The 22,636-nt window shown below is 67.6% G+C and carries 22 protein-coding genes; 4 read left to right on the plus strand and 18 right to left on the minus strand.

Annotation, left to right across the window (positions count from 1 at the left end; genetic code table 11):
* Positions 1–6: 6 nt before the first annotated feature.
* Together secD and yajC are read right to left on the minus strand one after the other, a co-directional pair.
* Positions 7–1,605, minus strand: a complete 1,599-nt coding sequence (gene secD, locus STARVERO_RS07320) for a protein translocase subunit SecD (RefSeq protein ID WP_159598383.1) — start codon at positions 1,603–1,605, stop codon at positions 7–9.
* Between the two features lie 48 nt (positions 1,606–1,653).
* Positions 1,654–1,995 (minus strand): preprotein translocase subunit YajC, encoded by a 342-nt coding sequence (gene yajC / locus STARVERO_RS07325; RefSeq protein ID WP_144343414.1) that lies wholly within the window; start codon positions 1,993–1,995, stop codon positions 1,654–1,656.
* 197 nt (positions 1,996–2,192) lie between these two features.
* Here yajC and STARVERO_RS07330 point away from each other — a divergent pair, with 197 nt between their 5' ends.
* Positions 2,193–3,089: an ATP-binding protein gene (locus STARVERO_RS07330; protein WP_159598384.1), complete on the plus strand. Its 897-nt coding sequence runs from the start codon at positions 2,193–2,195 to the stop codon at positions 3,087–3,089.
* Between the two features lie 99 nt (positions 3,090–3,188).
* On the opposite strand, the gene STARVERO_RS07335 is transcribed toward STARVERO_RS07330, so the two are convergent.
* The 14 genes from STARVERO_RS07335 to STARVERO_RS07400 form a co-directional block, all read right to left on the minus strand.
* Positions 3,189–4,292, minus strand: coding sequence for a peptidoglycan DD-metalloendopeptidase family protein (locus tag STARVERO_RS07335; RefSeq protein ID WP_422802131.1), 1,104 nt, complete (start codon positions 4,290–4,292; stop codon positions 3,189–3,191).
* A gap of 205 nt (positions 4,293–4,497) precedes the next feature.
* Positions 4,498–5,154 carry a protein-L-isoaspartate(D-aspartate) O-methyltransferase gene (locus tag STARVERO_RS07340; protein WP_159598386.1) on the minus strand — a complete coding sequence of 219 codons (657 nt, stop codon included), beginning with the start codon at positions 5,152–5,154 and terminating at the stop codon, positions 4,498–4,500.
* 38 nt (positions 5,155–5,192) lie between these two features.
* Positions 5,193–5,957, minus strand: coding sequence for a 5'/3'-nucleotidase SurE (gene surE / locus STARVERO_RS07345; protein WP_144343410.1), 765 nt, complete (start codon positions 5,955–5,957; stop codon positions 5,193–5,195).
* A 24-nt stretch (positions 5,958–5,981) separates the two neighbouring features.
* Entirely contained in the window at positions 5,982–7,274 is a 1,293-nt protein-coding gene (gene serS / locus STARVERO_RS07350) for a serine--tRNA ligase (RefSeq protein WP_159598387.1), read from the minus strand.
* A 28-nt stretch (positions 7,275–7,302) separates the two neighbouring features.
* A complete protein-coding gene (tatC, locus tag STARVERO_RS07355) occupies positions 7,303–8,094 on the minus strand; it encodes a twin-arginine translocase subunit TatC (protein WP_144343408.1) in 792 nt (263 codons plus the stop codon).
* Entirely contained in the window at positions 8,091–8,939 is an 849-nt protein-coding gene (gene tatB / locus STARVERO_RS07360) for a Sec-independent protein translocase protein TatB (protein ID WP_159598388.1), read from the minus strand. Before tatB ends, tatC begins: the two co-directional genes overlap by 4 nt.
* A gap of 60 nt (positions 8,940–8,999) precedes the next feature.
* Entirely contained in the window at positions 9,000–9,224 is a 225-nt protein-coding gene (locus STARVERO_RS07365) for a twin-arginine translocase TatA/TatE family subunit (protein WP_144343406.1), read from the minus strand.
* A gap of 67 nt (positions 9,225–9,291) precedes the next feature.
* Positions 9,292–10,371 (minus strand): ABC transporter ATP-binding protein, encoded by a 1,080-nt coding sequence (locus STARVERO_RS07370; RefSeq protein ID WP_159598389.1) that lies wholly within the window; start codon positions 10,369–10,371, stop codon positions 9,292–9,294.
* 36 nt (positions 10,372–10,407) lie between these two features.
* Positions 10,408–11,157: an SMC-Scp complex subunit ScpB gene (scpB, locus tag STARVERO_RS07375; protein ID WP_159598390.1), complete on the minus strand. Its 750-nt coding sequence runs from the start codon at positions 11,155–11,157 to the stop codon at positions 10,408–10,410.
* Entirely contained in the window at positions 11,154–11,963 is an 810-nt protein-coding gene (locus STARVERO_RS07380; protein WP_159598391.1) for a segregation and condensation protein A, read from the minus strand. Before STARVERO_RS07380 ends, scpB begins: the two co-directional genes overlap by 4 nt.
* A gap of 19 nt (positions 11,964–11,982) precedes the next feature.
* Positions 11,983–13,011: a beta-N-acetylhexosaminidase gene (gene nagZ / locus STARVERO_RS07385; protein WP_159598392.1), complete on the minus strand. Its 1,029-nt coding sequence runs from the start codon at positions 13,009–13,011 to the stop codon at positions 11,983–11,985.
* Positions 13,012–13,030: 19 nt separating this feature from the next.
* Positions 13,031–14,839, minus strand: a complete 1,809-nt coding sequence (locus tag STARVERO_RS07390) for an SPOR domain-containing protein (RefSeq protein WP_159598393.1) — start codon at positions 14,837–14,839, stop codon at positions 13,031–13,033.
* 92 nt (positions 14,840–14,931) lie between these two features.
* A complete protein-coding gene (gene argS / locus STARVERO_RS07395; RefSeq protein ID WP_159598394.1) occupies positions 14,932–16,698 on the minus strand; it encodes an arginine--tRNA ligase in 1,767 nt (588 codons plus the stop codon).
* A gap of 46 nt (positions 16,699–16,744) precedes the next feature.
* Positions 16,745–17,917 (minus strand): deoxyguanosinetriphosphate triphosphohydrolase, encoded by a 1,173-nt coding sequence (locus STARVERO_RS07400; RefSeq protein ID WP_159598395.1) that lies wholly within the window; start codon positions 17,915–17,917, stop codon positions 16,745–16,747.
* A gap of 98 nt (positions 17,918–18,015) precedes the next feature.
* Between STARVERO_RS07400 and STARVERO_RS07405 the strand changes: the two genes are divergently transcribed.
* Genes STARVERO_RS07405 through xth form a run of 3 tightly spaced genes read left to right on the plus strand, consistent with a single transcriptional unit; the run spans position 18,016 to position 19,962 of the window.
* Entirely contained in the window at positions 18,016–18,387 is a 372-nt protein-coding gene (locus tag STARVERO_RS07405) for a HesB/IscA family protein (protein WP_159598396.1), read from the plus strand.
* Positions 18,387–19,136, plus strand: coding sequence for a 5'-methylthioadenosine/adenosylhomocysteine nucleosidase (locus STARVERO_RS07410; protein ID WP_144343397.1), 750 nt, complete (start codon positions 18,387–18,389; stop codon positions 19,134–19,136). The genes STARVERO_RS07405 and STARVERO_RS07410 overlap by 1 nt, the downstream gene beginning before the upstream one ends.
* A gap of 37 nt (positions 19,137–19,173) precedes the next feature.
* On the plus strand, positions 19,174–19,962 hold the full coding sequence (gene xth / locus STARVERO_RS07415) for an exodeoxyribonuclease III (RefSeq protein ID WP_159598397.1): 789 nt from the start codon (positions 19,174–19,176) through the stop codon (positions 19,960–19,962).
* A 24-nt stretch (positions 19,963–19,986) separates the two neighbouring features.
* On the opposite strand, the gene STARVERO_RS07420 is transcribed toward xth, so the two are convergent.
* Both STARVERO_RS07420 and ilvD read right to left on the minus strand, forming a co-directional pair.
* Positions 19,987–20,829 (minus strand): tetratricopeptide repeat protein, encoded by an 843-nt coding sequence (locus STARVERO_RS07420; RefSeq protein WP_418655054.1) that lies wholly within the window; start codon positions 20,827–20,829, stop codon positions 19,987–19,989.
* Positions 20,816–22,543 carry a dihydroxy-acid dehydratase gene (gene ilvD / locus STARVERO_RS07425; protein WP_159598398.1) on the minus strand — a complete coding sequence of 576 codons (1,728 nt, stop codon included), beginning with the start codon at positions 22,541–22,543 and terminating at the stop codon, positions 20,816–20,818. Before ilvD ends, STARVERO_RS07420 begins: the two co-directional genes overlap by 14 nt.
* Positions 22,544–22,636 lie beyond the last annotated feature (93 nt).

Here is a 22,636-nt window from a genome sequence, read left to right on the forward strand (position 1 = left end):
CCTTTCTCAGATCGGCACGTGCTGGGGACGGCGCCAGCGCACCCACATCGCCACCATGAGCCGCGTCAGCGTGAAGGCGGTGAACACGGTGGTGATGATGCCGATGCCGAAGGTGATGGCGAAGCCGCGCACCGGGCCGGAGCCGATGTAGAACAGCACCGCCGCCGCGATGAAGGTGGTGATATTCGAATCGAGGATGGTCGCCAGCGCGCGCGAGAAGCCGGCGTCGATCGCCGAGATCGCCGAACGCCCGGCCCGCGCTTCCTCACGGATGCGCTCGTAGATGAGCACGTTGGAGTCCACGGCGATGCCGACGGTGAGCACCACGCCGGCGATGCCCGGCAGGGTGAGCGTGGCCCCGAGCATGGCGAGCACGCCGAAGATCAGGCCGACGTTCACCGCCACGGCAAGCACGGCGATGATACCGAACAGGCCGTAGGTCGCGATCATGAACAGGGCGACGGCGGTGGCGCCGACGATCGACGCCACGAGGCCCGCCCGGATCGAATCCGCGCCGAGGCCCGGACCGACGGTACGCTCCTCGACCACCTGCAGCGGCACCGGCAGGGCGCCGGCGCGCAGCAGGATGGCGAGATCGTTCGCTTCCTGAACCGTGAAACTGCCGCTGATCTGGCCCGAACCGCCGAGGATCGGCTCACGGATGACCGGAGCCGAAATCACCTTGTTGTCGAGCACGATGGCGAAGGGCCGCCCGACATTGGCCTGCGTCGCCTCGGCGAAGCGGCGCGCGCCGTTGGTGTTGAAGCGGAAGGTGACGACCGGTTCGCGGGTGGTGGGATCGAAGCTCGGCTGGGCGTCGGTGAGATCTTCACCCGCTACCAGTACGCGCTGCTCGATGAGATAGGGGACCGGCGGCTCGCTCTGCGAATAGAGCACTTCCGTGCCCGCCGGCGGACGGCCCTGCAACGCCTGCTGTGCGCTCATCGTGGTGTCGACGAGACGGAAGGTCAGCTTGGCGGTCTGGCCGAGCAGTGCCTTGAGGCGCGACGGGTCCTGAAGACCGGGGACCTGAACCTGAATGCGGTCGGCGCCCTGGCGCTGGATCGACGGCTCGGTGGTGCCGAGCTGGTCGATACGCTTGCGGATGATCTCGATGGACTGCGACACCGCCTGAATGGTGCGCGCCTGCACGCCCGTCGCGGTGGGCGACAGGGTGATCAGGTTGCCGTTGCGCGTCACGTCAGTATCGAGCTGCCCGGTCGCGGACATCGCGCCGCCGATCGGCTGCGCCAGCGTACGCAGCTGCGTATAGGCAGCGTCCGCATCCTGACCGTCGCGGATGCGTACCTGCACCTGATCGCCCTGGATGTTCAGGCCGGTATAGCCGACCTTGGCATCGCGCAGCACGCGGCGGGCATCGTCGCGCAGCTGCTCGAGCCGCACCTTGCGCACCTCGGCAGCATCCACCTGAAGGACGATGTAGGAGCCGCCCTGCAGATCGAGGCCAAGCACGATCTTGCGCTGCAGGAAACTGGGCAGGCGTTCATAGGCCGTCTGCGACAGCAGGCTCGGCACCACCATCAGACAGATGATGGCCGAGAACGCCACGATCGCGAGGGCCTTCCATTTCGAGAAGTGGAGCATGTCTTTCCTTCCGGCCGCCTACCGAGAGACGGCCGCAAGAGGTCAGCGTCAGGACTCGGCTTCTTCCTTGGCAGGCTCGCCCTTCGAGCGAACCTCGGAAATCATCCCGCGCAACTGGCGGATCTTCACGCCCTCGGCGAGCTGAAGCTCGATCTCGCTGTCGTCGATCACCCGCGAAACCTTGCCAATCACTCCACCGGAGGTCACCACGGTGTCGCCGCGACGGACGTTCTTCACCATCTCCTGGTGCGCCTTCACCTTCTTCTGCTGCGGGCGCAGGATGAGGAAGTACATGATCACGAAGATCAGCACGAAGGGCAGCAGCGACATCAGCATGTCGGTACCACCCGCGGCGGGGGCACCCTGCGCAAAGGCGGGCGTGATGAACATCTCGGTTCCTTGTCCGTCGATCAAAGGCGGGCGAAAGGCCCGGCGAAGCGGCGCGGACTATACTGACGCGCCCGCCGATTGCAAACGCCGTCCGTTCGACGCTGTGTCACGTCTGCGACAGGGAGTAACACGCGTTACGGTCGGGCTTGTGCCAGCGTCTCGTGATGGCTATTCCGGCTCTGCCAAGGAGCCTCACGATGACCCATATACCGGACGATCTCGGCGCCGTTCTGACCCGCATCGCCGAAGCACTGGAGCGCATCGCGCCCACGCGTGCCGCCACCGTCGACTTCACCGAGGCCGACGCCTTCGTCTGGCATGCCGAGGAGCGCCGGCTTGAGCCTGTGCCACGCGTCAGCCGCGTCGACATGGGGCTCCTCAAGGGGATCGACCGTACCCGCGACATGCTGGTCGACAATACGCTGCGCTTTGCTCGCGGCCTGCCGGCCAATAATGCCCTGCTCTGGGGCGCGCGCGGCATGGGTAAGAGCTCGCTGGTGAAGGCCTCGCACGCCGAGGTGAACGAGGAAATGGCCCGCGAGGGCAAGCTGCCGATCAAGCTCGTCGAGATTCACCGCGAGGACATCGAGACGCTGCCGGCGCTGATGAGCCTCACACGCGCCTCGCAGTACCGATTCGTCATCTTCTGCGACGACCTTTCCTTCGACGCGGACGACACCTCCTACAAGTCGCTCAAGGCGGTTCTCGAAGGCGGCATCGAAGGACGGCCGGAAAACGTCATTTTCTACGCCACCTCCAACCGTCGCCACATCCTGGCGCGGGAGATGGTCGAGAACGAGCGCTCGACCGCGATCAATCCGGGCGAGGCCGTGGAGGAGAAGGTGTCCCTGTCGGACCGCTTCGGTCTGTGGCTCGGTTTCCATAAATGCAGCCAGGACGAATATCTCGCCATGGTCGAAGGCTACATCGCCCATTTCCAGGTGCCGATCGATCCCGAAACACTGCGTCGCGAAGCGCTGGAATGGTCGACCACGCGCGGCGCGCGTTCCGGCCGTACGGCCTGGCAATATGTGCAGGATGTCGCGGGGCGGCTGGGCGTTTCGTTGTCCGAGCCGCCGGCCGCCCCGCGCTGACCGGCGCCAAGGTCCAAGAGTCGCGCCGGTAAAACGTGCGAGGCCCCTGACGGTCGGATTGGACGGTCAGGGGCCTTGCTTGTCAGGCAAATCGAACGGTCAGAGACCGGCGAGGTACTGGGACGGATCGACCGGCTGCGAACCCTTGCGGATCTCGAAATGCAGCTGGGGCGAGGTGACGCTGCCGGTCTGGCCGGCCTTGGCGATCACCTGACCACGCTTGACCGTGTCGCCCTTCTTCACATCCAGCGCACTGTTGTGTGCATAGGCGGTGACGTAGCCGTTCGAGTGCTTGATCAGCACGAGGTTACCGTAGCCCTTGAGCTCGCTTCCTGCGTAGGCGACGACGCCATCCTCGGCCGCCTTGACCGAGGTGCCTTCCGGCACCGAGACGTTGATGCCTTCATTCTGCTGCCCACCGGGCTTCGGCCCGAAGCCGGAGATGACGCGGCCACGCACCGGCCAGCGGAACTGCGAGCCACCGTCCGAGCGCGCGTCGTCCGGCGTTTCGGACGGCTTCACGGCAGCGATGGTCTGCGGCTTCTCGGCCTGCGCCGCCGGAGCGGCGGCGACCGAAGCGGGTTTGGCGGCTGCGGCCGCCGGCGCAGCCGCGACAACGGGGGTTGTGGCGGCCTGCTTGGCGGCCACGGGAGTCAACGCGGGAGCGGCCGCCGGCGTCGTCGGCTTCGGGGCAGCGGCAACCATCGTGGAACCGGCACCCGGAATGGTCAGCTTCCGGCCGATCTGCACCTGCGCGTTGGGATCGAGACCATTGGCAGCGGCGAGAGCGCTGCGCGAGAGGCCGTAATTGCGGGCGATCGAGCTCAGAGTCTGGCCGGAGGTGACGACATGCGAGCCCCCGCCCGTCGCGGCAGCCGCAACCTGCGGAGCGGGCTTCGGTGCGGCAAGAGCCTGCGGCTGGGAACCATAGAGCGGCTGCGTGCCGCCATAATTCGACGAAGCGGAAGGCGGCGCGTAGGTCGGCGCAGCGCTGGCCACACGCGGCGCGCTGTAGGGCGCAGTGGCGACGGCCGGCGTACCGTAGGGCGCCGAAGAACCGTAGGTCGAGGGGTACGCAGCGGCGACCGGCTGGCTGGAAATCGGCGCCCGCTGCACTGTCCCCGTGGGAGCGGACGCCACTGACCCCGTATAGGCCGGCGAACCTGAAAAGGGATTGGCATTGGGGTCGTTGAAGCGGCTCACGTCGGAGCTACAGGCGGCTGCCCCGCTCGCAACGAGGGCAACGATGGAAAGCCGCACCAGTGGACCGGAACCGGACGCCGACAAAAGATTACGCATCGCACCACACCCGAACGCTAGACTTGAGGATGATTAATGCGGCGTACAGGTAAACGTCGGCTTAAGTCCGACGCATCAAAGCAGGAAAAATGACGGATTCGCGGCGACTTCAGAGCACGGCCGCGACGCCGCTCAGCATCGGGACGAAGCGCACCAACCCGAGCTCGCGCTGCTCCAGCCCCTCCGGCCCGCGACGGTAGCGCATGAGCGCCTGCGTCCCCTCCGGCGGACCGACGGGCGCGACGAGGATGCCGTTGGGAGCGAGCTGGTCGAACAGGGCGGACGGCACTTCTTCCACAGCTGCTCCCAGCACAATGCGGTCGAAGGGCGCGCGGGCGCGATAGCCGAGCCTGCCATCGGCAAGGAACACCTCGACATTGGCGAGGCCGAGCGATCCGATCCGCCGCGCCGCCGCCTCGGCCAGCGTCCGGAAGCGCTCCAGCGTGACCACATGGCCGGCGATGTGTCCGAGAATGGCCGCGTAGTACCCGGTCCCGGTCCCGATCTCGAGCACGGTATGCGTGCCTTCGAGTTCCAGCGCCGTCGTCATCAGCGCGAGCACGGTGGGCTGGCTGATGGTCTGGCCGCAATCGACCGGCAGCGCCTGGTCGTTCCAGGCGAGGTTGCGGAAGACCGGCTCGACGAAACGCTCGCGGGGCACCTGCTCGAAGGCGCGCATGACCAGCCGGTCGCGTATGCCGCGCTTGCGCAACGCCAGCAGCAGCTCGGCGCGCTCGACAGCTTCGTCCTTGTCGGGTCCGGTCAAGGGCCGTCTTCCTCCCCGTCGCTTTTACCGCAGGGGTATCAGCGGGAGAATAGCTGCGCGAGCCGCGTCATCATCGGCTCGTCGGTCATGTCGAGCCGCAGCGGCGTGACCGAGATGCAGCCCTGATCGAGCGCATGGAGGTCCGAGCCGTTCACGGTATCGAAGATGCGTTTCTCGAAGGCGATCCAGAAATAGGGATTGCCGCGCCCATCCGCCCGCTCGTCGATGCGCAGCAGGTCCTGATTGCGCCGCCCCTGCGCCGTGACCGCGATGCCCTTCACCTCGTCGACGGGACGGTTGGGGAAGTTCACGTTGACGAGGATGCCCTCCGGAATCCCTTCGTCCAGCAGCGTGCGCACGACCTTCGGGCCCCAGTGCTCCGCCACGTGATAGGGAGGCGCCTTCCGCGTCTCGAGGCCATAGGCTTGCGACAGCGCGATGGAAGGAATGCCGAGCACCGTGCCTTCCATGGCGCCGGCGACGGTGCCGGAATAGCCCACATCCTCGGCGACGTTCTGGCCGCGATTGATGCCCGAGAGCACGAGGTCGGGCTTGGCGTCCTTCAATATGTGCCGGACGGCCATGATCACGCAGTCAGTCGGTGTCCCTTTCACGGCGAAGCGCCGCTCCTCCACCTGACGCAGGCGCAGCGGATCGGAGAGCGAGAGGGAGTGCGACACGCCCGACTGATCGAACTCGGGCGCCACCACCCACACATCGTCCGACAGCGCGCGCGCGATCCGCGCGCAGGCGTCGAGCCCCGGAGCATGGATGCCGTCGTCGTTCGTGACCAGGATGCGCATCGCCCGTTCCGTCCCCTTCTCGCTCTACCGCTCGATCTTCGTCAGCCCGCCCATATAGGGCACCAGCACGTCCGGCACCGTCACCGAGCCGTCCTCGTTCTGGTAGTTCTCGAGGATCGCCACCATGGCGCGCCCCACCGCCACGCCCGAACCGTTGAGCGTGTGGACGAAGCGCGGGGACTTCGCGTCCTTCGGACGGTAGCGCGCGTTCATGCGGCGCGCCTGGAAATCGGAGCAGGTCGAGACCGACGAAATCTCGCGATAGGCGTCCTGCCCCGGCAGCCACACCTCGATGTCGAAGGTACGGGCCGAGGCGAAGCCCATGTCGCCGGTGCACAGCGTCACCACCCGGTGGTGCAGGTCGAGCTTCTTCAGCACCGCCTGCGCGCAGGCGAGCATGCGCTCCTGCTCCTCCAGCGATTTCTCGGGTGTGGTGATGGAGACCATCTCCACCTTGTTGAACTGGTGCTGGCGGATCATCCCGCGCGTATCGCGCCCCGCCGCACCGGCCTCGGCGCGGAAACAGGGGGTGAGTGCGGTGAGGCGCAGCGGCAGCTCCTCCTCCGAGAGAATGGACTGGGCCACAAGGTTGGTCAGCGGCACCTCGGCGGTGGGAATGAGCCAGAAGCCCTCGCCCGCCGGAAACTGGTCCTCGCGAAACTTCGGAAGCTGCGCGGTTCCGAACATCGCCTCGTCCCGCACGAGCACGGGCGGTGCGACCTCGGTATAGCCATGCTCGGTCGTGTGCGTGTCGATGAAGAACTGGCCGATGGCGCGCTCCAGCCGCGCCAGCCTGTTCTTCAGGACGACGAAGCGGGCGCCGGAGAGCTTTGCCGCGGCTTCGAAATCCATCTGGCCGAGCGCCTCGCCGATCTCGAAATGCTGCTTCGGCGTGAAGGCATAGGCGCGCTTCTCGCCGAAGCGCGTGAACTCGACATTGTCGTGCTCGTCTTTGCCGAAAGGAACCTCGGCCAGCGGCGCGTTCGGGATGGCGGAGAGCTTTTCGAACAGCTCGGCCTCGGCCGCCTTCACGTCCTCTTCCAGCGCGGGAATGTCGGTCTTGAGCGCGGCGACCTCGGCCATCAGCGCCTCGGCGCGGTCGTTCTGGCCGTCCTTCTTGGCGGCGCCGATCTCCTTGGAGGCGGCGTTGCGACGGGCCTGTAGCTCTTCCAGCTTGCCGATGCCGCTCCGGCGGCGCTCGTCGAGCGCGATCAGGCCATCGACCAGCGCCTGCGCCTCGGCCTCGATCGTGCCGCGCCGCACCAGCGCGTCGACAAGACCGCGCGGCTCCTCGCGGATCCACTTGATGTCATGCATGGAAGTCCGTCCTTCAGAACCATCCGCCTCAGGCGGCGGAACTCTCCGTCGCCTCTGCCGCCGAGCGCTTCTTCTCGATGACGCGCACGAGGTAGACCGAGACCTCGTAGAGAAGCAAGGTCGGGATGGCCAGAGCGAACTGGCTGACCACATCCGGCGGCGTCAGCACCGCCGCCAGGACGAACACGCCGACGATGGCGTAGCGGCGGAACTTCTTGAGCTGGTCGGAGGTGACGATGCCGATCCGCGCCAGAAGGGTCAGGACCACCGGCAGCTGGAAGCAGATGCCGAAGGCGAAGATCAGCGTCATGATCAGCGACAGATATTCGCTGACCTGCGGCAGCATGGAGATTTCCGCCGAGCCGGGCCCCGCCATCTGCTGCATGGAGAGGAAGTAGGTCATCGCCAGCGGCATGGCGACGAAATAGACGAAGCCCGCCCCGATGAGGAAGCACACCGGCGTCGCGATGAGATAGGGCCGGAAGGCGTTACGCTCGTGGCTGTAGAGGCCCGGCGCCACGAACATGTAGATCTGCGTCGCCACGATGGGGAAGGAGATGAACGCCGCCCCGAACATGCCGAGCTTGATCTGCGTGAACAGGAATTCCTGCGGCGCCGTGTAAATGAGCTTCACGTGCTCCGTCCCGCCGGCCGCAAACTCATAGGGCCAGAGCAGGATGTTGTAGATGAACTTGCCCAGCATGAAGCAGGCAATGAAGGCGATGAAGAAGGCGATCAGCGACTTGATCAGCCGCGCGCGCAGCTCGATCAGGTGTTCGATCAGCGGAGCCTTGGAGGCGTCGATGTCATCCTGGCTCATGCGGCCGGCCCTTCATTGCCGGTATCAGGCTTCGCCTTGGCGCGCGGCTTCGCCGCCACCTTGCCGATCGCCTTCGGTTCGGCCTTCGAGGCCGGCTTGCGCGCGGGTGCCGGCGCGTCGAGATCAGCGACGGCAGCCGACACTTCGGGCTCGACGGTAGCGCTCTTGCGCGGCGCGCGCCGGACGGCAGGTTTCTTCGGCGTCGCTTCGGCCGATGCCGCAACCTTCGCCGGCGGCTTGGCGGCAATCCGACTACGCTTCGGCTTAGCGTCCGCCGCGGCCTGCGCGACGGCCGGCTCCGTCTTTGCGGCCGCGGTCTTGCCCTCGGTCCCGGCGGGCTCGCTCTTGGCGGCTTCCGCTTTGACCGGCTCGGTCTTCGCCGGCTCCAGCTGAGCGGCAGCGGTGCGCACCTCTTCTTCGATGGTCTCGAAGGGGTGCGGCTCCAGATCGCCCGGGGGCGGAAGCTGGTCCGCCACCGCATCCGATGCCGACGCGGTGCCTGCCACCGGCAGATCGGCGCGTTCCACGCTGCCGGTCGGTGCCTTCAGCTCCGTCTCGATATCCTGCAGGGGGTTGGTCGGAATCGCGTTCGAGATGGAGTTGCGTGCATCCGCGGCGAGGCCGGAAAGATCGTTCTTGAGCGCGCTGACATTATCCTTGAGGTCGGACAGCTCCGCCTCGCGCAGCGCCTCGTTGAACTGGCCCTGGAACTCGCCCGCCATGCGCCGCAGCTTGGCGACGCCCTGCCCGACGGTGCGCAGGACGCGCGGCAATTCCTTCGGCCCGATCACCACGAGGGCGACGACGCCGATCACCAGAAGCTCGGACCAGCCGATATCAAACATGCGTTAAGCCGGGGCCGCGATCCGCGGCCCTCCCCGATCCGTGAGGCCGACAGGCTGAAATCAGCTGACCTTGGTCTGCTCGGCTTCCACCTTGGACGGATGCTCGATCGAACGCACCGGCTCCGCCGGCTTCGCCGGCGTCTCTTCGTCGTCAGCCATGCCCTTCTTGAAAGCCTTGATGCCCTTGGCGGCATCACCCATCAGCTCGGACAGCTTGCCGCGACCGAAGAGGAGGAGCACCACCACCAGCACGATGATCCAATGCCAGATGCTCAACGAACCCATAACACCAACTCCCTGTCCGAAACGCCGCAGGCCCCTCGCGGCCGCGCATCGCAATTGAACCCGGACACTAGGGCCGGCCCGTGGCGAAGACAAGGACCTCCGCCGGCTCGATGTTCACTCCGACGTCATGCCCACGCAATAGGCCCGCCTTGGTGCGACGTCTTGCGACCAAAGGGCGATCCAGCCCCGCCACGGCCACCTCGTAGAGGTCGAGTTCACCGAGAAAACGGTGATTGACGATTCGACCCGGCACGCCCGAGCCGGGGGCCATGAGCTCGATCCCCTGCGGCCGGATGGCGGCAACCGCCGGCGTACCCTCGGCGAGGCCGGGTGCGGCGAAAGACCCGAGCGGGGTCACGACGTGGCCACCGGTGACGTCTCCCTCCACCTCGTTGGTTTCACAGAAGAAACGGGCGACATCGAGGTCCACCGGGTGGAGGTAGAGATCCTCCGGCGTGCCCACCTGAACCAGCACGCCCTTGCGCATCAGCGCGATACGGTCGCCCAGCCGCATGGCTTCCTCGGGGTCGTGCGTGACAATGATGCAGGTCGCGCGGGCGTCGCGCAGCACCTTGAGCGTTTCGGTGCGCACACTGCTCCGGAGCCGACTGTCGAGCCCGGAGAACGGCTCGTCCATAAGGAGAATGCCGGGGCGCGGCACGAGCGCGCGGGCCAGGGCGACGCGCTGCTGCTCGCCGCCGGAAAGAGCATGTGGATAGTCGCCCGCGTGCTCCTCCAGCCGCACTCTCTGAAGCGCGCGGACCGCCTCGTCATGCGCCTCCGCCGGCTTCAGCGCCCGCAGACCGAAGGCGACGTTCTGCACGTTGGTGAGATGGGGAAACAGCGCATAGTCCTGGAAGACGAGGCCGATATTGCGCTTCTCCGGCGGCACGAAGATGCCCGGTCCGGCCACCACCTGCTTGTCGAGCAGGATACGCCCGCTCGACGGGCGCTCAATACCGGCGATCAGCCGCAGCAGCGTGGTCTTTCCGCAACCGGACTGACCGAGCAAGCAGATGATCTCACCCGGCTCGATGGTGAGGGAGACACCGCGCACGGCCTCCACCTCGTCATAGCCATGACGCACGTCTTCGAGCGTCAGGCGGCTGGCGAGGGAGACCGGGGTGCGGGCCAGCGCGTGATACATGCGGGTTCTCCTGTCGCTGGCGAGGATTGGAAGGCGTCAGCCTTCCTCGTCCTCGCCCCCGTACTCTTCGCCCTCGTCCGGCTCGGGCGCGAAGGACAGGTCGAATTCCGGCTCCAGCGGATCCTCATCGTCCTTCAGCGCCGGATCGTCGCTCGGCAAGGGCACCGTTAGGCCCGCGGAGACCCGCGCGTCAATCAGGCCGGTGCCGCGCAGTTCATCGAGGCCCGGCAAGTCGCCGATGCTGTCCAGCCCGTAGTGAACGAGAAAGGTCTCCGTCGTCCCGTAGGTCACCGGCCGTCCGGGGCTGCGGCGGCGGCCGCGCAACCGGATCCAGCCGGACGCGAGGAGCACGTCGAGCGTGCCCTTGTTGGTCGAGACACCACGGATTTCCTCGATCTCCGCGCGCGTCACCGGCTGGTGATAGGCGATGATCGCCAGCGTCTCGAGCGCCGCACGCGACAGGCGGCGCGGCTCCGGTTTGTCGCGCGCCAGCAGGAAGCCGAGATCGGGCGCGGTGCGCAGCATCCACTTCCCGGCCACGCGAACGAGATTAAATCCCCGGTCGGCATAATCGGCCGAAAGGTCGGCGAGCAGCCCGCGCACATCCGCGCCTTCCGGCAGCCGCGCAGCGATAGTCGCCTCGTCGAGCGGCTCGCCGGCGGCGAACAGCATGGCCTCGAGCAGGCGCAATGCCGGATCGCGCCCCGGCCGCGACACCACAGCCGGCGCTTCCTGCTCAACATCTTCATGTGCCGGGCGAACGGAACGGGCGGCCTCCGCGCTCATGCCCCCTCCTCCGGCCCGGCGTCGCCTCGGCTCCGGATCCAGATCGGCGCGAAAGCGTCATCCTGCTGCACCTCGATCAGCCCCTCGCGCACCATTTCCAAAGTCGCAGAGAAACCCGAAGCGAGCGCCGTCGCCCGCATCTTGGGATCGGCGATCCAGTTCAGCAGGAAGCCGTCGAGGCGCGCCCATTCGCCGTGCAGCGCCAGACGGCCGAGCAGCCGCTCCAGCCGCTCGCGCGCATCGGCCAGCGAGATGACGTTGCGGGGCGCGAAGCGCACATGGGAAAGCGCCATCTTCTGGCGCTGGGCCCCGTACGCGGCGAGCAGGTCATAAAGCGTCGCCTCGTAGACCACCGGGCCGGAAGGCACCAGCGGCTCCGGGGCGCCACGCGGGAAGACCTCGTGGCCGATACGGTCGCGGGTGGCGAGATGGGCGGCGGCGGCGCGGATGCGCTCCAGCCGGCGCAGCCGCTCGGCGAGATCAGCCGCGAGTTCGGAAGCGCTCGGCCCCTCCTCCTTCGGAGGGTCCGGCAACAGCAGGCGCGATTTCAGATAGGCGAGCCAGGCCGCCATGACGAGGTAGTCGGCAGCGAGTTCCAGCCTTATGCGTCGCGCCTCGTCGACGAAGTGCAGATACTGCTCGGCAAGTTCGAGGATGGATATCCGCGAGAGGTCCACCTTCTGCGTGCGCGCCAGCGCCAGCAGCAGGTCCAGCGGCCCTTCGAAGCCGTCGACGTCGACCACCAGCGCGGGATCGCCCGCCTGGCGCACGGCATCCGCTTCGAACGAGAACTGGCTTTGAACCATGGCAGACCGCGGCTGGCGTTCACGACGCCGCGATCATATCCGAAAAACGCGCGCGTGCCTCGCTCAGCACCATTTCCTCGACCGGCGCGATCCGCGCGAGGGCCGCAGCGCAGCGTCGTGCCGCCTCCCCCTCCAGTACCGGCGAGCGCGACGCCACTTCGCGCATCTCGTCGATGCGGCCATTGCAGTGCAGAGCCAGGTCGCAGCCGGCGGCAAAGGAGGCCTCGGCCCGGCTGGCCAGCGAGCCGGCAAGGGCGCCCATGGAGAGGTCGTCGCTCATCAGCGCGCCATCGAAACCGATATGGCCGCGGATGATCTCGTCGATCACGCGCTTCGACGTCGTCGCCGGACGGTCCGGGTCTATCGCCGTGTAGACGACATGCGCCGTCATGCCGAGCGGCAGGTCCGCCAGCAGGCGGAACGGCTCGAAGTCCGTGGCCTCCAGTTCCGCCCGCGACGTCTCGACGACCGGCAGGCTCTCATGACTGTCGGCACGCGCCCGGCCATGGCCGGGAATGTGCTTGAGAACCGGCAGGACACCACCGCTCATCAGCCCTTCCGCCGCCGCACGGGCGAGCGCCGCGACCTGCACGGGCGTCGAACCATAGGCCCGGTCTCCGATGATGCCATGGCCCTCCGGCAGGCGGAGATCGGCACAGGGAACGCAATCCACATTGATGCCGACGGCCGCGAGGTCGGTCGCCATCAGCCGCGCGCCGAGCCGCGCCGCGGTCGCCGCAGCCTGCGGATCGCCATCCTCGGCGCGGCGGGCGAACACTTCCGCCGGCGGGTAGACCGGCCAGTGCGGCGGCCCGAGGCGCTGCACCCGCCCGCCTTCCTGATCGATCAGCACCGGCGCATCCTCGCGCCCGACGATGGCGCGGAAGGCATTGACCAGCGCGGCTACCTGCGCCGGCGCCTCGACATTGCGGCGGAACAGGATCAGCCCCCAGGGGGCGGCTTCCCGCAGGAAGTCGACCTCGTCGGGCGTGAAGAAGGTGCCGGCGCACCCGGTAATGAAGGCGCGCGGCGCCGTGGACTGGCTCATGTCGGGAAACGCCGCCGGATCAGTTACGCTGAACCATGCAGTCGCCGCCCTGCGCACGCAGCGCCTCGCAGAGAGCCACCGCACCGTCACGCGAGGAGAACGAGCCCACCTGGGCGCGATAATAGACGCCACGGTCGCCGAGATCGGCGCGACGGACGGCAAAGGGCTGGTTGCCGAGAATGCCGGGATACTTCGACTGCATCGAGCGCCAGGTCGACTGGGCCTCCGCCTCCGAACGCACCGACGCGATCTGGACGACATAGTTGCCGGCCGGAGCCGGCGCAGAGGCCGCTGCCGGAGCCGGAGCCGCCGCCACACGCGCCGGCTGCGTATTGGCCGAAACATTGTCGACAATGGACGGCGTGGAGGCGAGCGGCGTCGGATCGGTGGACACCGGCTCACCCGTGCCCGAGTTCAGCGGGATCGGCGCCGAAACCGTCGGCTGCGCGGAAGACTGGACCGGAGCGGCGGCGACGGGAGTCGGGGCGGAATCGGTGCCGTCCTCCACGATGGTTCCGTCCGCCCGGACGGTGAGCGTACGCACGCGCTTCGGCTCGGCGGCGTTGGCGGGAGCAGCCGAGGACGGCGCGGCCGCGGGCGGCGCCGTCTGGATCACGCGCGGCTGCGGCTGGGCAGCCTGCGAGACATCGACCGGCTGCTCCTCGCTGGAGACCACCTGCTCGTTGCCCGTCGTCGGGCTGCCGCCCACGCGATCATAGATGAGCTTCTGACCGTCGCTCGTCGGCTCCTGAACCGGCTGGCTCGGCACGACCTTGTTCGGCCCCTGGTCGGCCCGGATCACCGGCGGCTCACCGCTCGCCACCTGCGTGCCCTTCGGCCCGGACAGGAACATGATGGCACCGGCGCCGGCGGCGACGAGGGCAATGACGGCCACACCGACCAGAAGCAGCCGGCGACGCCCGCGCCGCGGCAGGTCTTCGTCGACCTCGTAAACCTCGTAGGAATCCGGCTCGCCCGCGTCGCCGTCATCGTAATCAGCGGCGGAGCGTCCATAATCATAGGCGTCCTCGTCCGGCTCGAAGGCCTGACCGGGGCGCGGCGCCTGCCCTCGGGCAGTGGCCGAGGGGGCGGAGGCCGGCGCCTCGGCCGCACGCGCGGCAGCGGCGGAACGGGCCATCCAGGACGGAAGACGCGCCTCGGGCGGAGCGCCCTCTTCAGCTTCGCCCCGCGCGGCAGCCGCACGGGGCGCATCCTCGACCCGGGGTGTCTCGGCACGAGGCGCTTCAGCGCGCGGGGCATCGGGACGCGGGGTTTCGGCGCGAGCCTGCGAACGCGGCGACGGCGCCGCCGGATCGAAAGGCTGGCCCAGAGCGCGCGAGACCGCGTCGGCGATGTTGTCGGAGAACTGCTCGCTGTCGAACGATGCCGAAGGCGCGGGACGGCGCGGCTCGGTCGGCTGCGGACGCGGCGGCACATAGGGCGCACGAGGCTCGGCGGGACGCGGTTCCGGGGCACGAGCCAGCGGCGCACGCGGCTCGGCGGGACGCTCCGCGACGGGGCGCTCGGGCGGACGCGGCGGCGGGGATGCCGGGCGATGGGTGCCCTCGCTATAGACTTCGGCGGCAAGCGCGGCGAACGAGCCCGGCGCCGGACGTCTGGCTTCAGCAGGCGCGCGCGGAGCAACGGGGCGCGGCGGAGGCGCAGCCGGCTGCGGCGCACGGGACGCGGGAGTCGCCGGACGGCGCGCCGCCTGAGACTGGCGCAGCAGATCGGCGAACTCGTCTTCCTGCCCCATCATACGGGCAAGTTCGGCGAGCGGATCCTCGGCCGGAACTTCCTGCCGATTGCGCATGGTGTCGTTGCCCATTTCACAGAACCTGTTCGCAGCGCGTTATCGATAACCGCCCGGAGGGCGGCCTAGCGGCGGCGGCAGGTCGAACGATCCGTCGCGCGACGCGCTCACCGCATTTCTTTGGGAGCATCGACCCCAAGAACGGAAAGTCCCGAAGCGATGATCAGCGCGACTGCGTGCACAAGCGCCAGCCGCGCGTAGGTTGACTTTCGATCATCTTCGATAATGAAGCGTAAATGTGGCAGGTCTTTCCCGCGATTCCACTGTGCATGCAGGGCGCTGGCGAGCTCATAGAGGTAGAAGGCCAGCCGGTGCGGCTCGCGGGCGACCGCCGCCTGCTCGATGATCCGCGGATAGCTGGCGATCTGCTTGATGAGGGTGATCTCCCCCTCGTCGCTCAGCAGCGTCAGGTCCTCGCCGGCGAAGGCGGATGCCGCGTCCGGCAGGTCCGCGAAAGCCTCCTTCGCGTTGCGCAGGATCGAGCTCGCCCGGGCATGGGCGTACTGGACGTAGAAGACCGGGTTGTCGCGCGTCTGCTCGATCACCTTGGCGAGATCGAAGTCGAGCACCGCATCGTTCTTGCGGTTGATCATCATGAAGCGCACCGCGTCGCGGCCCACCTCGTCGACCACATCGCGCAGGGTCACGAAGTCCCCCGCCCGCTTCGACATCTTCACCGGCTCGCCGTTCCGCAACAGCCGCACGAGCTGGCACAGCTCGACGTCGAGGCTGCCCTCGCCGTTCGTGGCCGCCTTCACCGCCGCCTGCATGCGCTTGACGTAGCCGCCATGATCGGCGCCCCAGACGTCGATCATGCGCTTGAAACCGCGATCGAACTTGTCCTTGTGATAGGCGATATCGGCCGCGAAATAGGTGTAGGCGCCATCCGACTTCATCAGCGGACGGTCGACGTCGTCGCCGAACTGCATAGCGCGGAACAGCGTCTGCTCGCGGTCCTCCCAGTCCTCGACGGGCTGGCCCTTCGGCGGCGGCAGGCGGCCTTCATAAACGAGATCGCGGGCGCGCAGGCTCTCCAGCATGCGGTCGATGATGCTCGGCGCGCCGTTCGGCCGGGCGTGCAGCGTGCGCTCGGAGAAGAAAACCTCGTGATGGATGTTGAGCGCGGCAAGGTCGCCGCGGATCATCGCCATCATTGCGTCGATCGAAACGTCGCGCACCAGCGGCAGCCATTCGTTCTCGGGCTTGTCGAGCAGGGTGCGGCCGTACTTCGTCACCAGCGCCTTGCCGACCGGAACGAGATAGTCGCCGGGATAGAGCCCCTCGGGAATCGAGATCGCCTCCCCCAGCGCCTCGCGGTAGCGCAGGAAGGCCGAACGGGCGAGCACGTCGACCTGCGCACCGGCATCGTTGATGTAGTACTCGCGCGTCACCTTCCAGCCGGCGAAAGCCAGAAGGTTCGCCAGCGCATCACCGAACACGGCGCCCCGGCAATGGCCGACATGCATGGGCCCGGTCGGGTTCGCGGAGACATATTCCACATTGATCGCTTGTCCGGCGCCAGCATCCGTGCGGCCATAGCCGCTCCCCGCCTCGAGCACGGCGGCGACCACGCGCGGCCAATAGGACGCATCGAGCGCGATGTTGATGAAGCCGGGGCCGGCGACATCCACCTTCGCCACGCCGGGCAGGGTCACCAGCCGGGCGACGAGCTTCTCGGCGAGATCGCGCGGCTTCAGGCCCGCATCCTTGGCCAGCACCATCGCCGCGTTGGTGGCGAGGTCGCCATGGCTGGGATCGCGCGGCGGCTCGACCACCACGCGCGCCGTATCGATGCCGGCGGGCACGGCGCCCTCGGCGATAAGCTGGCCGACGGCATCGCGGACGTGATCGGCGAAGATCGCGAACAGGTTCATTCTGGAAAACTCCCGGCACGGCAGGCCCGACAAGGGGTGGCTGGCGCTACCGCAGTTCCGCTGCCCTGTCAAAGAGACGGGCATGCTCGGCGAGCGCATAGCGGTCGGTCTGCCCGGCCAGAAAATCGGCGATACGACGCGCCCGCGCCGCCTCCGTCCGGCCTTCGACGCTGGCACGCCACTCCGGCGGCAGCGCATCGGTGTCCGCCATGTAGCGCTCGAACAGCTCGCGCACGACATCACCGGCCGCTTCCATGGTCCGCACCACACGCGGATGACGATACATCCGGGGAAACAGGAAGGACTTGATGGCCCTCTCCGCCTCGGCCGTCCCGGCCGAGAAGCCGACCATCGGCCGGCCGAGTCGGCGAATATCATCCGCACTCGAAGGACCGGCCGCAGAAATGCGCCGGTGCGCCTCGCCCACCACGTCGGCGATGAGCGCCGTGATCATGCGGCGCCCGAGCTCATGGATGAAACGCGAGCGGTCGAGGCCCGGCCAGCGCTCCTCGATACCGGCGATGATGGCGCCGACCAGTGGCAGGTCCTTCAGCTCATCGATCCCGAACAGGTCGGCACGCAGCCCGTCGTCGAGATCGTGCACGTCATAGGCGATGTCGTCGGCGATGGCGGCGACCTGCGCCTCGGCCGATGGCCAGCTCCACAGCCACAGGTCCTGCCGCTCGGCATGCACCTCGATGGCGTGCGGCAACGGCGCCTGCTGCGGGCCGTTGTGCTTCACGATGCCCTCGTGAACCTCCCAGGAGAGGTTCAGCCCGTCGAAATCGGGATAGCGGTTTTCCAGCCGGGTCACGACGCGCAGCGACTGGGCATTGTGATCGAAGCCGCCATAGGCACGCATGCAGGCATCAAGAACGCGCTCGCCGGCATGGGCGAAGGGGGGATGACCGAGATCATGCGCCAGCGCCAGCGCCTCGCTCAGATCCTCGTCGAGGCCCAGCGCACGGGCGATGGAGCGGGCGACCTGCACCACCTCCAGCGTATGGGTCAGGCGCGTGCGGTAATGGTCTCCCTCGTGATAGGAGAAGACCTGCGTCTTGTAGGCGAGACGGCGGAAGGCACTGGAATGAATGATGCGATCGGCGTCGCGCCGAAAAGCACTGCGCGCATCGGCGCCCGGCTCCGGATAAAGCCGGCCACGACTATCCTCCGCCCTCGACGCCCATGGCGCGCGCGGCTCCGCCCCGGCCACCGCCATGCGCGATCTCCCTGCCAAACCCTCGTGAAGCCCCTTTGACTCGGGGGCGGCAGCACTTAACTATTCGGACAGGTCATATTCAACCCGAAGTACGCGACATGAGCGCAAACCCTTCGACAGACAACGCTTCTCCCGAAGTCGCCGCCGTTTCGGTCGGCGTCACCGCCAGCGCAGCGCGGCGTATCGCGGAGATTCTCAGTGCCGAGCCGCCTCAAAGCATGCTGCGCGTCAGCGTGGAAGGCGGTGGCTGCTCCGGCTTCCAGTACAAGTTCGACATTACCCGCGAGCGCGAGGCGGACGACATCGTCATCGCCGAAGGCAAGGCGACAGTGGTGATCGATCCCGTCTCGCTGGAATTCATGTCCGGCTCGAACATCGATTTCGTCGACGATCTGATTGGCGCCTCGTTCCGCATCGAGAATCCCCACGCCACGGCCTCCTGCGGCTGCGGCACCAGCTTCGCCCTGTGATGGGGCCGGTCGCCGTTCTCTGCGCCATTCCGCAGGAATTCGCCTTCCTCGCCGACAATCTGACCGGCGCCGAGGTTACCGAGCGCGCCGGCATGGTCTTCCATGCCGGCCGGCTCGACGGTCATGCGGTGGTGCTGGCGCGGGCCGGCATGGGCAAAGTGAACGCTGCGGTCGCCGCCACGCTGCTGATCGAGCGTTTCGATTGCCGCGTCCTGCTGTTTTCCGGCATCGCCGGCGGTCTCGATCCGGAACTCGCCATCGGCGACGTGGTGATCGCCGATCACGTCGTGCAGCATGACGCCGGCTATACCGCCGAGGATGGCTTCGTCGTCTATCAGGCGGGCCACCAGCCCTTCTTCAACCCTCACGACGAACTCGGCCATGCCGCCGATGGCGACCTGATCGCCCGTGTGCGTGCCGCTCTGGAAGAACTCAGCCTTGCCCCGCTCTCGGCCGGCGGCGGCAAAAAGCCGCCACGCCTGCACTATGGACGCATCCTCACCGGCGACCAGTTCGTGAATTCCGAGACGCTGCGCGAGCGCCTGTTCCGCGAACTCGGCGGCGCGGCGGTGGAGATGGAGGGCGCGGCGATGGCACAGGTCTGCGTCGCCTTCGGGGTGCCGTGGCTGGTGGTGCGCGCGCTCTCGGATCTCGCCGGCAGCCAGTCCCATTTCGATTTCCGCCAGTTCGTGGACGAGGTCGCCCTCTCCTCCGCGCTGATCGTGCGCCGGCTGCTGCCGGTGCTGTAGACTGGCGGCCCGATTCACCGCCCCGCACGAGGTCCCGATGCGCATCGCCACCTGGAACGTCAACTCGATCAAGCAGCGGCAGGAACACGCCGTCGCCTGGTTGCAGGAGACGAAGCCGGACGTCGTCTGCCTGCAGGAAATCAAGTGCGTCGACGAGGCGTTCCCCCGCGAGGCCTTCGAAGCCCTCGGCTACAATGTCGCGGTGCACGGGCAGAAGGGCTTCAACGGCGTCGCGGTGCTCTCGCGCCTGCCCTTCGACGAGGTGACCTCCGGCCTGCCGGGCGACGATGACGACGTGCAGTCGCGCTTCATCGAGGTCGTGGTGTCGACGAGCGAGGGCGTGCTGCGCGTTTGCGGCATCTACCTGCCGAACGGCAACCCCGTCGACACTGAGAAATACCCGTACAAGCTCGGCTGGATGAAGCGGCTGAAGGCGCACATCGCAAGCCGCCTCAGCTATGAGGAGCCACTGATCGTCTGCGGCGACTACAACGTCATTCCCGGCCCGGAGGATGCCGCTCATCCTGAGGCGTGGGTGAACGATGCGCTTTTCCTGCCGCAAACCCGCGCGGCCTTCCGCGAGATTCTCAATCTCGGCATGACGGATGCGCTGCGGACGACAACCGACGCGCCCGGGCTCTACAGCTTCTGGGATTATCAGGCCGGAGCCTGGCAGCGGAACAATGGCATCCGCATCGACCACCTGCTGCTGTCGCCGCAGGCTACCGACCGGCTAAGGGCGGTCGGTATCGACAAGGACGTGCGCGGCTGGGAAAAGCCGTCCGATCACGTGCCCGTCTGGGCGGAGCTGGCGCTCAAGGCCTGAGCCCCTCGGCGAGGCCTAAACCGCTCAGCGGTCGGCCTTCATGTATTGTTCGAGATAGACCAGCGCCATGGCGCGCTCGTCGGACGAGGCATTGGCGAAGGCGTCCTCGTAGAGTTCCACCACCCATTTGTCGTCCGGGCCGGCGGCCGCGTCGCGCGCCAGGGTCAGCCACATCAGGCCGCGCGCCGCCTGACGCGGTATCCCGTCATCGCCCTTGAACAGCAGCCCACCGAGCGCCGCCTGCGCCTGGTACTGGCCCTTATGGGCGGCAAGCCCGAGCCAGCGGGCCGCGAAGCGCGGATCGCGGTCAACGCCGTCGCCGTCGATATAGAGGCGCGCGAGATGGTACTGCGCGGCCGGGTCACCGAAATAGGAGGCGGCGTAGGCGAACATGTCCCGCGCGCGGGTCGTGTCGCGGCGCACCTTGCTGTTGGGGATGCCTACCAGATAGTAGGCGCCGAGCGCGACGAAGGCGTCCGCCGCGAAGCGGGCTTCCGGCGCCGCCGGGTTGTCGTCGGCGTGCATGTTGGCGATCTGGCTGAAATATTCGAACGCCTTGATGTCGTTGCGCTCGACGCCCTCGCCTTCCGCATACATACGGCCGAGCTTCCACTGCGCGCCCGCATGGCCCTGATCGGCCGCGTAGCGCAGCGAGTCGATGCCCTTCTCGGTCTCGCCCGAGCGCAGCGCCTGCGCGCCAAGACGGACGATCTCCTCCACCGTGCGCGGCTTGCCGGCCACGCCGGACTTCACCGGCCCGCCGTCGCTGCCCGGCGTGCCGTCAAAGGCCGAGGCCAGCGACGGCGCCAGCGCGACGGCGATCACAACGAGGAATGGCCTGAGGGCCGAACGGTCAAATATCCGCATAGCACGTTGTCTCGGCCGCGCCGCCGGGATGGGTGACCGCGCCCTCACGGGCGGGCCCCACGGCCTGCGCGAACTTCCAGATGGCCCCCGAGCCGACGGGCGAAGGACGGGGCTTCCACTCCGCCTTGCGGGCGGCGAGTTCCTCGTCCGAGAGCGCCACGTCCAGCGTGCCCTCGATTGCGTCGATAGTGATGATATCGCCGTCGCGGATCAGCCCGATCGGGCCGCCGACGGCCGCCTCCGGCCCGACATGGCCGATGCAGAAGCCGCGCGTGGCGCCCGAGAAGCGTCCGTCCGTGATCAGCGCCACCTTGTCGCCCTTGCCCTGTCCATAGAGCGCGGCGGTGGTGGACAGCATTTCCCGCATGCCGGGACCACCCTTGGGCCCCTCATAACGGATGACCAGAACCTCACCGTCCTCATAGGCACGGTTGGTCACGGCCTCGAAGCAGGCCTCCTCGCCATCGAAGCAGCGCGCCGGGCCGGTGAACCTCAGATTCTTCAGCCCCGCCACCTTCACGATGGCTCCATCCGGAGCGAGATTGCCCTGAAGGCCAACCACGCCGCCGGTGGCGGTGATGGGATCGTTCGCCGGGCGCACCACGTCCTGGTGCGGGTTCCACTTCACCGAGGCGAGGTTCTCCGCGATGGTGCGACCGGTCACGGTGAGGCAATCGCCGTGCAGGAATCCGTGTTCCAGCAGCGTCTTCATCAGCAGCGGGATGCCGCCGGCCTCGAACATGTCCTTGGCGACATAGCGTCCGCCCGGCTTGAGGTCGGCGATATAGGGCGTGCGCTTGAAGATCTCGGCGACGTCGAACAGGTCGAACTTGATGCCGGCTTCGTGCGCCATAGCCGGCAAATGCAGCGCGGCGTTGGTGGAACCGCCCGAGGCGGCGACCACGGTCGCGGCATTCTCCAGTGCCTTGCGGGTCACGATCTCGCGCGGGCGGATGTTGCGGGCGACCAGGTCCATCACCTGTTCGCCGGCCGCCATGCAGAACTTGTCGCGGATCTCGTAGGGCGCGGGTGCGCCGGCCGAATAGGGCAGCGCGAGGCCGATCGCCTCGGAAACGGTTGCCATCGTGTTGGCGGTGAACTGGGCGCCGCAGGCGCCGGCCGACGGGCAGGCCACCTGCTCCAGCTCGTCGAGATCGTCGTCCGACATGGCGCCGACCGAGTGCTTGCCGACCGCCTCGAACAGATCCTGCACCGTCACCGGCTGGCCCCGGTAGGAGCCGGGCAGGATCGAGCCGCCATAGATGAAGATCGACGGCACGTTGAGGCGCAGCATCGCCATCATCATGCCGGGAAGAGACTTGTCGCAGCCGGCGAGGCCGATCAGCGCGTCATAGGCGTGGCCGCGCATGGTCAGCTCGACCGAGTCGGCGATGACCTCCCGCGACGCCAGCGAGGCCTTCATGCCCTCGTGGCCCATGGCGATGCCGTCGGTGACGGTGATGGTGCAGAACTCGCGCGGCGTACCGTTGGCCGCCGCGACGCCCTTCTTCACCGCCTGCGCCTGGCGCATCAGCGAGATGTTGCACGGCGCGGCTTCGTTCCAGCAGGAAGCGACCCCTACCAGCGGCTGATGAATCTGCTCGCGGGTCAGGCCCATGGCATAGAGATAGGAGCGGTGCGGGGCACGCGCCGGACCTTCCGTCACATGACGGCTCGGCAAGTTCCGCTTGTCGATGATGGTCCTGACGTTCATGTCTACTTCACGCATCCCGGCGCGGAGGTTCACTCGGGTAACTGCACCCGGACACTACTATCCTCCGTCTATCAGTCGGATTTCGTGCCGGTT

Origin of the sequence: Starkeya nomas (assembly GCF_902703545.1) — a bacterium.
Lineage (GTDB): Bacteria > Pseudomonadota > Alphaproteobacteria > Rhizobiales > Xanthobacteraceae > Ancylobacter > Ancylobacter moscoviensis.

Excerpts from the sequence above, each read along its gene's own strand:
- secD (WP_159598383.1), bottom strand. The coding sequence starts at position 1,605 with ATGCTCCACTTCTCGAAATGGAAGGCCCTCGCGATCGTGGCGTTCTCG.
- yajC (WP_144343414.1), bottom strand. The coding sequence starts at position 1,995 with ATGTTCATCACGCCCGCCTTTGCGCAGGGTGCCCCCGCCGCGGGTGGT.
- STARVERO_RS07330 (WP_159598384.1), top strand. The coding sequence starts at position 2,193 with ATGACCCATATACCGGACGATCTCGGCGCCGTTCTGACCCGCATCGCC.
- surE (WP_144343410.1), bottom strand. The coding sequence starts at position 5,957 with ATGCGCATCCTGGTCACGAACGACGACGGCATCCATGCTCCGGGGCTC.
- serS (WP_159598387.1), bottom strand. The coding sequence starts at position 7,274 with ATGCATGACATCAAGTGGATCCGCGAGGAGCCGCGCGGTCTTGTCGAC.
- tatC (WP_144343408.1), bottom strand. The coding sequence starts at position 8,094 with ATGAGCCAGGATGACATCGACGCCTCCAAGGCTCCGCTGATCGAACAC.
- tatB (WP_159598388.1), bottom strand. The coding sequence starts at position 8,939 with ATGTTTGATATCGGCTGGTCCGAGCTTCTGGTGATCGGCGTCGTCGCC.
- STARVERO_RS07365 (WP_144343406.1), bottom strand. The coding sequence starts at position 9,224 with ATGGGTTCGTTGAGCATCTGGCATTGGATCATCGTGCTGGTGGTGGTG.
- STARVERO_RS07370 (WP_159598389.1), bottom strand. The coding sequence starts at position 10,371 with ATGTATCACGCGCTGGCCCGCACCCCGGTCTCCCTCGCCAGCCGCCTG.
- scpB (WP_159598390.1), bottom strand. The coding sequence starts at position 11,157 with ATGAGCGCGGAGGCCGCCCGTTCCGTTCGCCCGGCACATGAAGATGTT.
- STARVERO_RS07380 (WP_159598391.1), bottom strand. The coding sequence starts at position 11,963 with ATGGTTCAAAGCCAGTTCTCGTTCGAAGCGGATGCCGTGCGCCAGGCG.
- nagZ (WP_159598392.1), bottom strand. The coding sequence starts at position 13,011 with ATGAGCCAGTCCACGGCGCCGCGCGCCTTCATTACCGGGTGCGCCGGC.
- STARVERO_RS07390 (WP_159598393.1), bottom strand. The coding sequence starts at position 14,839 with ATGGGCAACGACACCATGCGCAATCGGCAGGAAGTTCCGGCCGAGGAT.
- argS (WP_159598394.1), bottom strand. The coding sequence starts at position 16,698 with ATGAACCTGTTCGCGATCTTCGCCGATCACGTCCGCGATGCCGTCGGC.
- STARVERO_RS07400 (WP_159598395.1), bottom strand. The coding sequence starts at position 17,917 with ATGGCGGTGGCCGGGGCGGAGCCGCGCGCGCCATGGGCGTCGAGGGCG.
- STARVERO_RS07405 (WP_159598396.1), top strand. The coding sequence starts at position 18,016 with ATGAGCGCAAACCCTTCGACAGACAACGCTTCTCCCGAAGTCGCCGCC.
- STARVERO_RS07410 (WP_144343397.1), top strand. The coding sequence starts at position 18,387 with ATGGGGCCGGTCGCCGTTCTCTGCGCCATTCCGCAGGAATTCGCCTTC.
- xth (WP_159598397.1), top strand. The coding sequence starts at position 19,174 with ATGCGCATCGCCACCTGGAACGTCAACTCGATCAAGCAGCGGCAGGAA.
- STARVERO_RS07420 (WP_418655054.1), bottom strand. The coding sequence starts at position 20,829 with ATGCGGATATTTGACCGTTCGGCCCTCAGGCCATTCCTCGTTGTGATC.
- ilvD (WP_159598398.1), bottom strand. The coding sequence starts at position 22,543 with ATGAACGTCAGGACCATCATCGACAAGCGGAACTTGCCGAGCCGTCAT.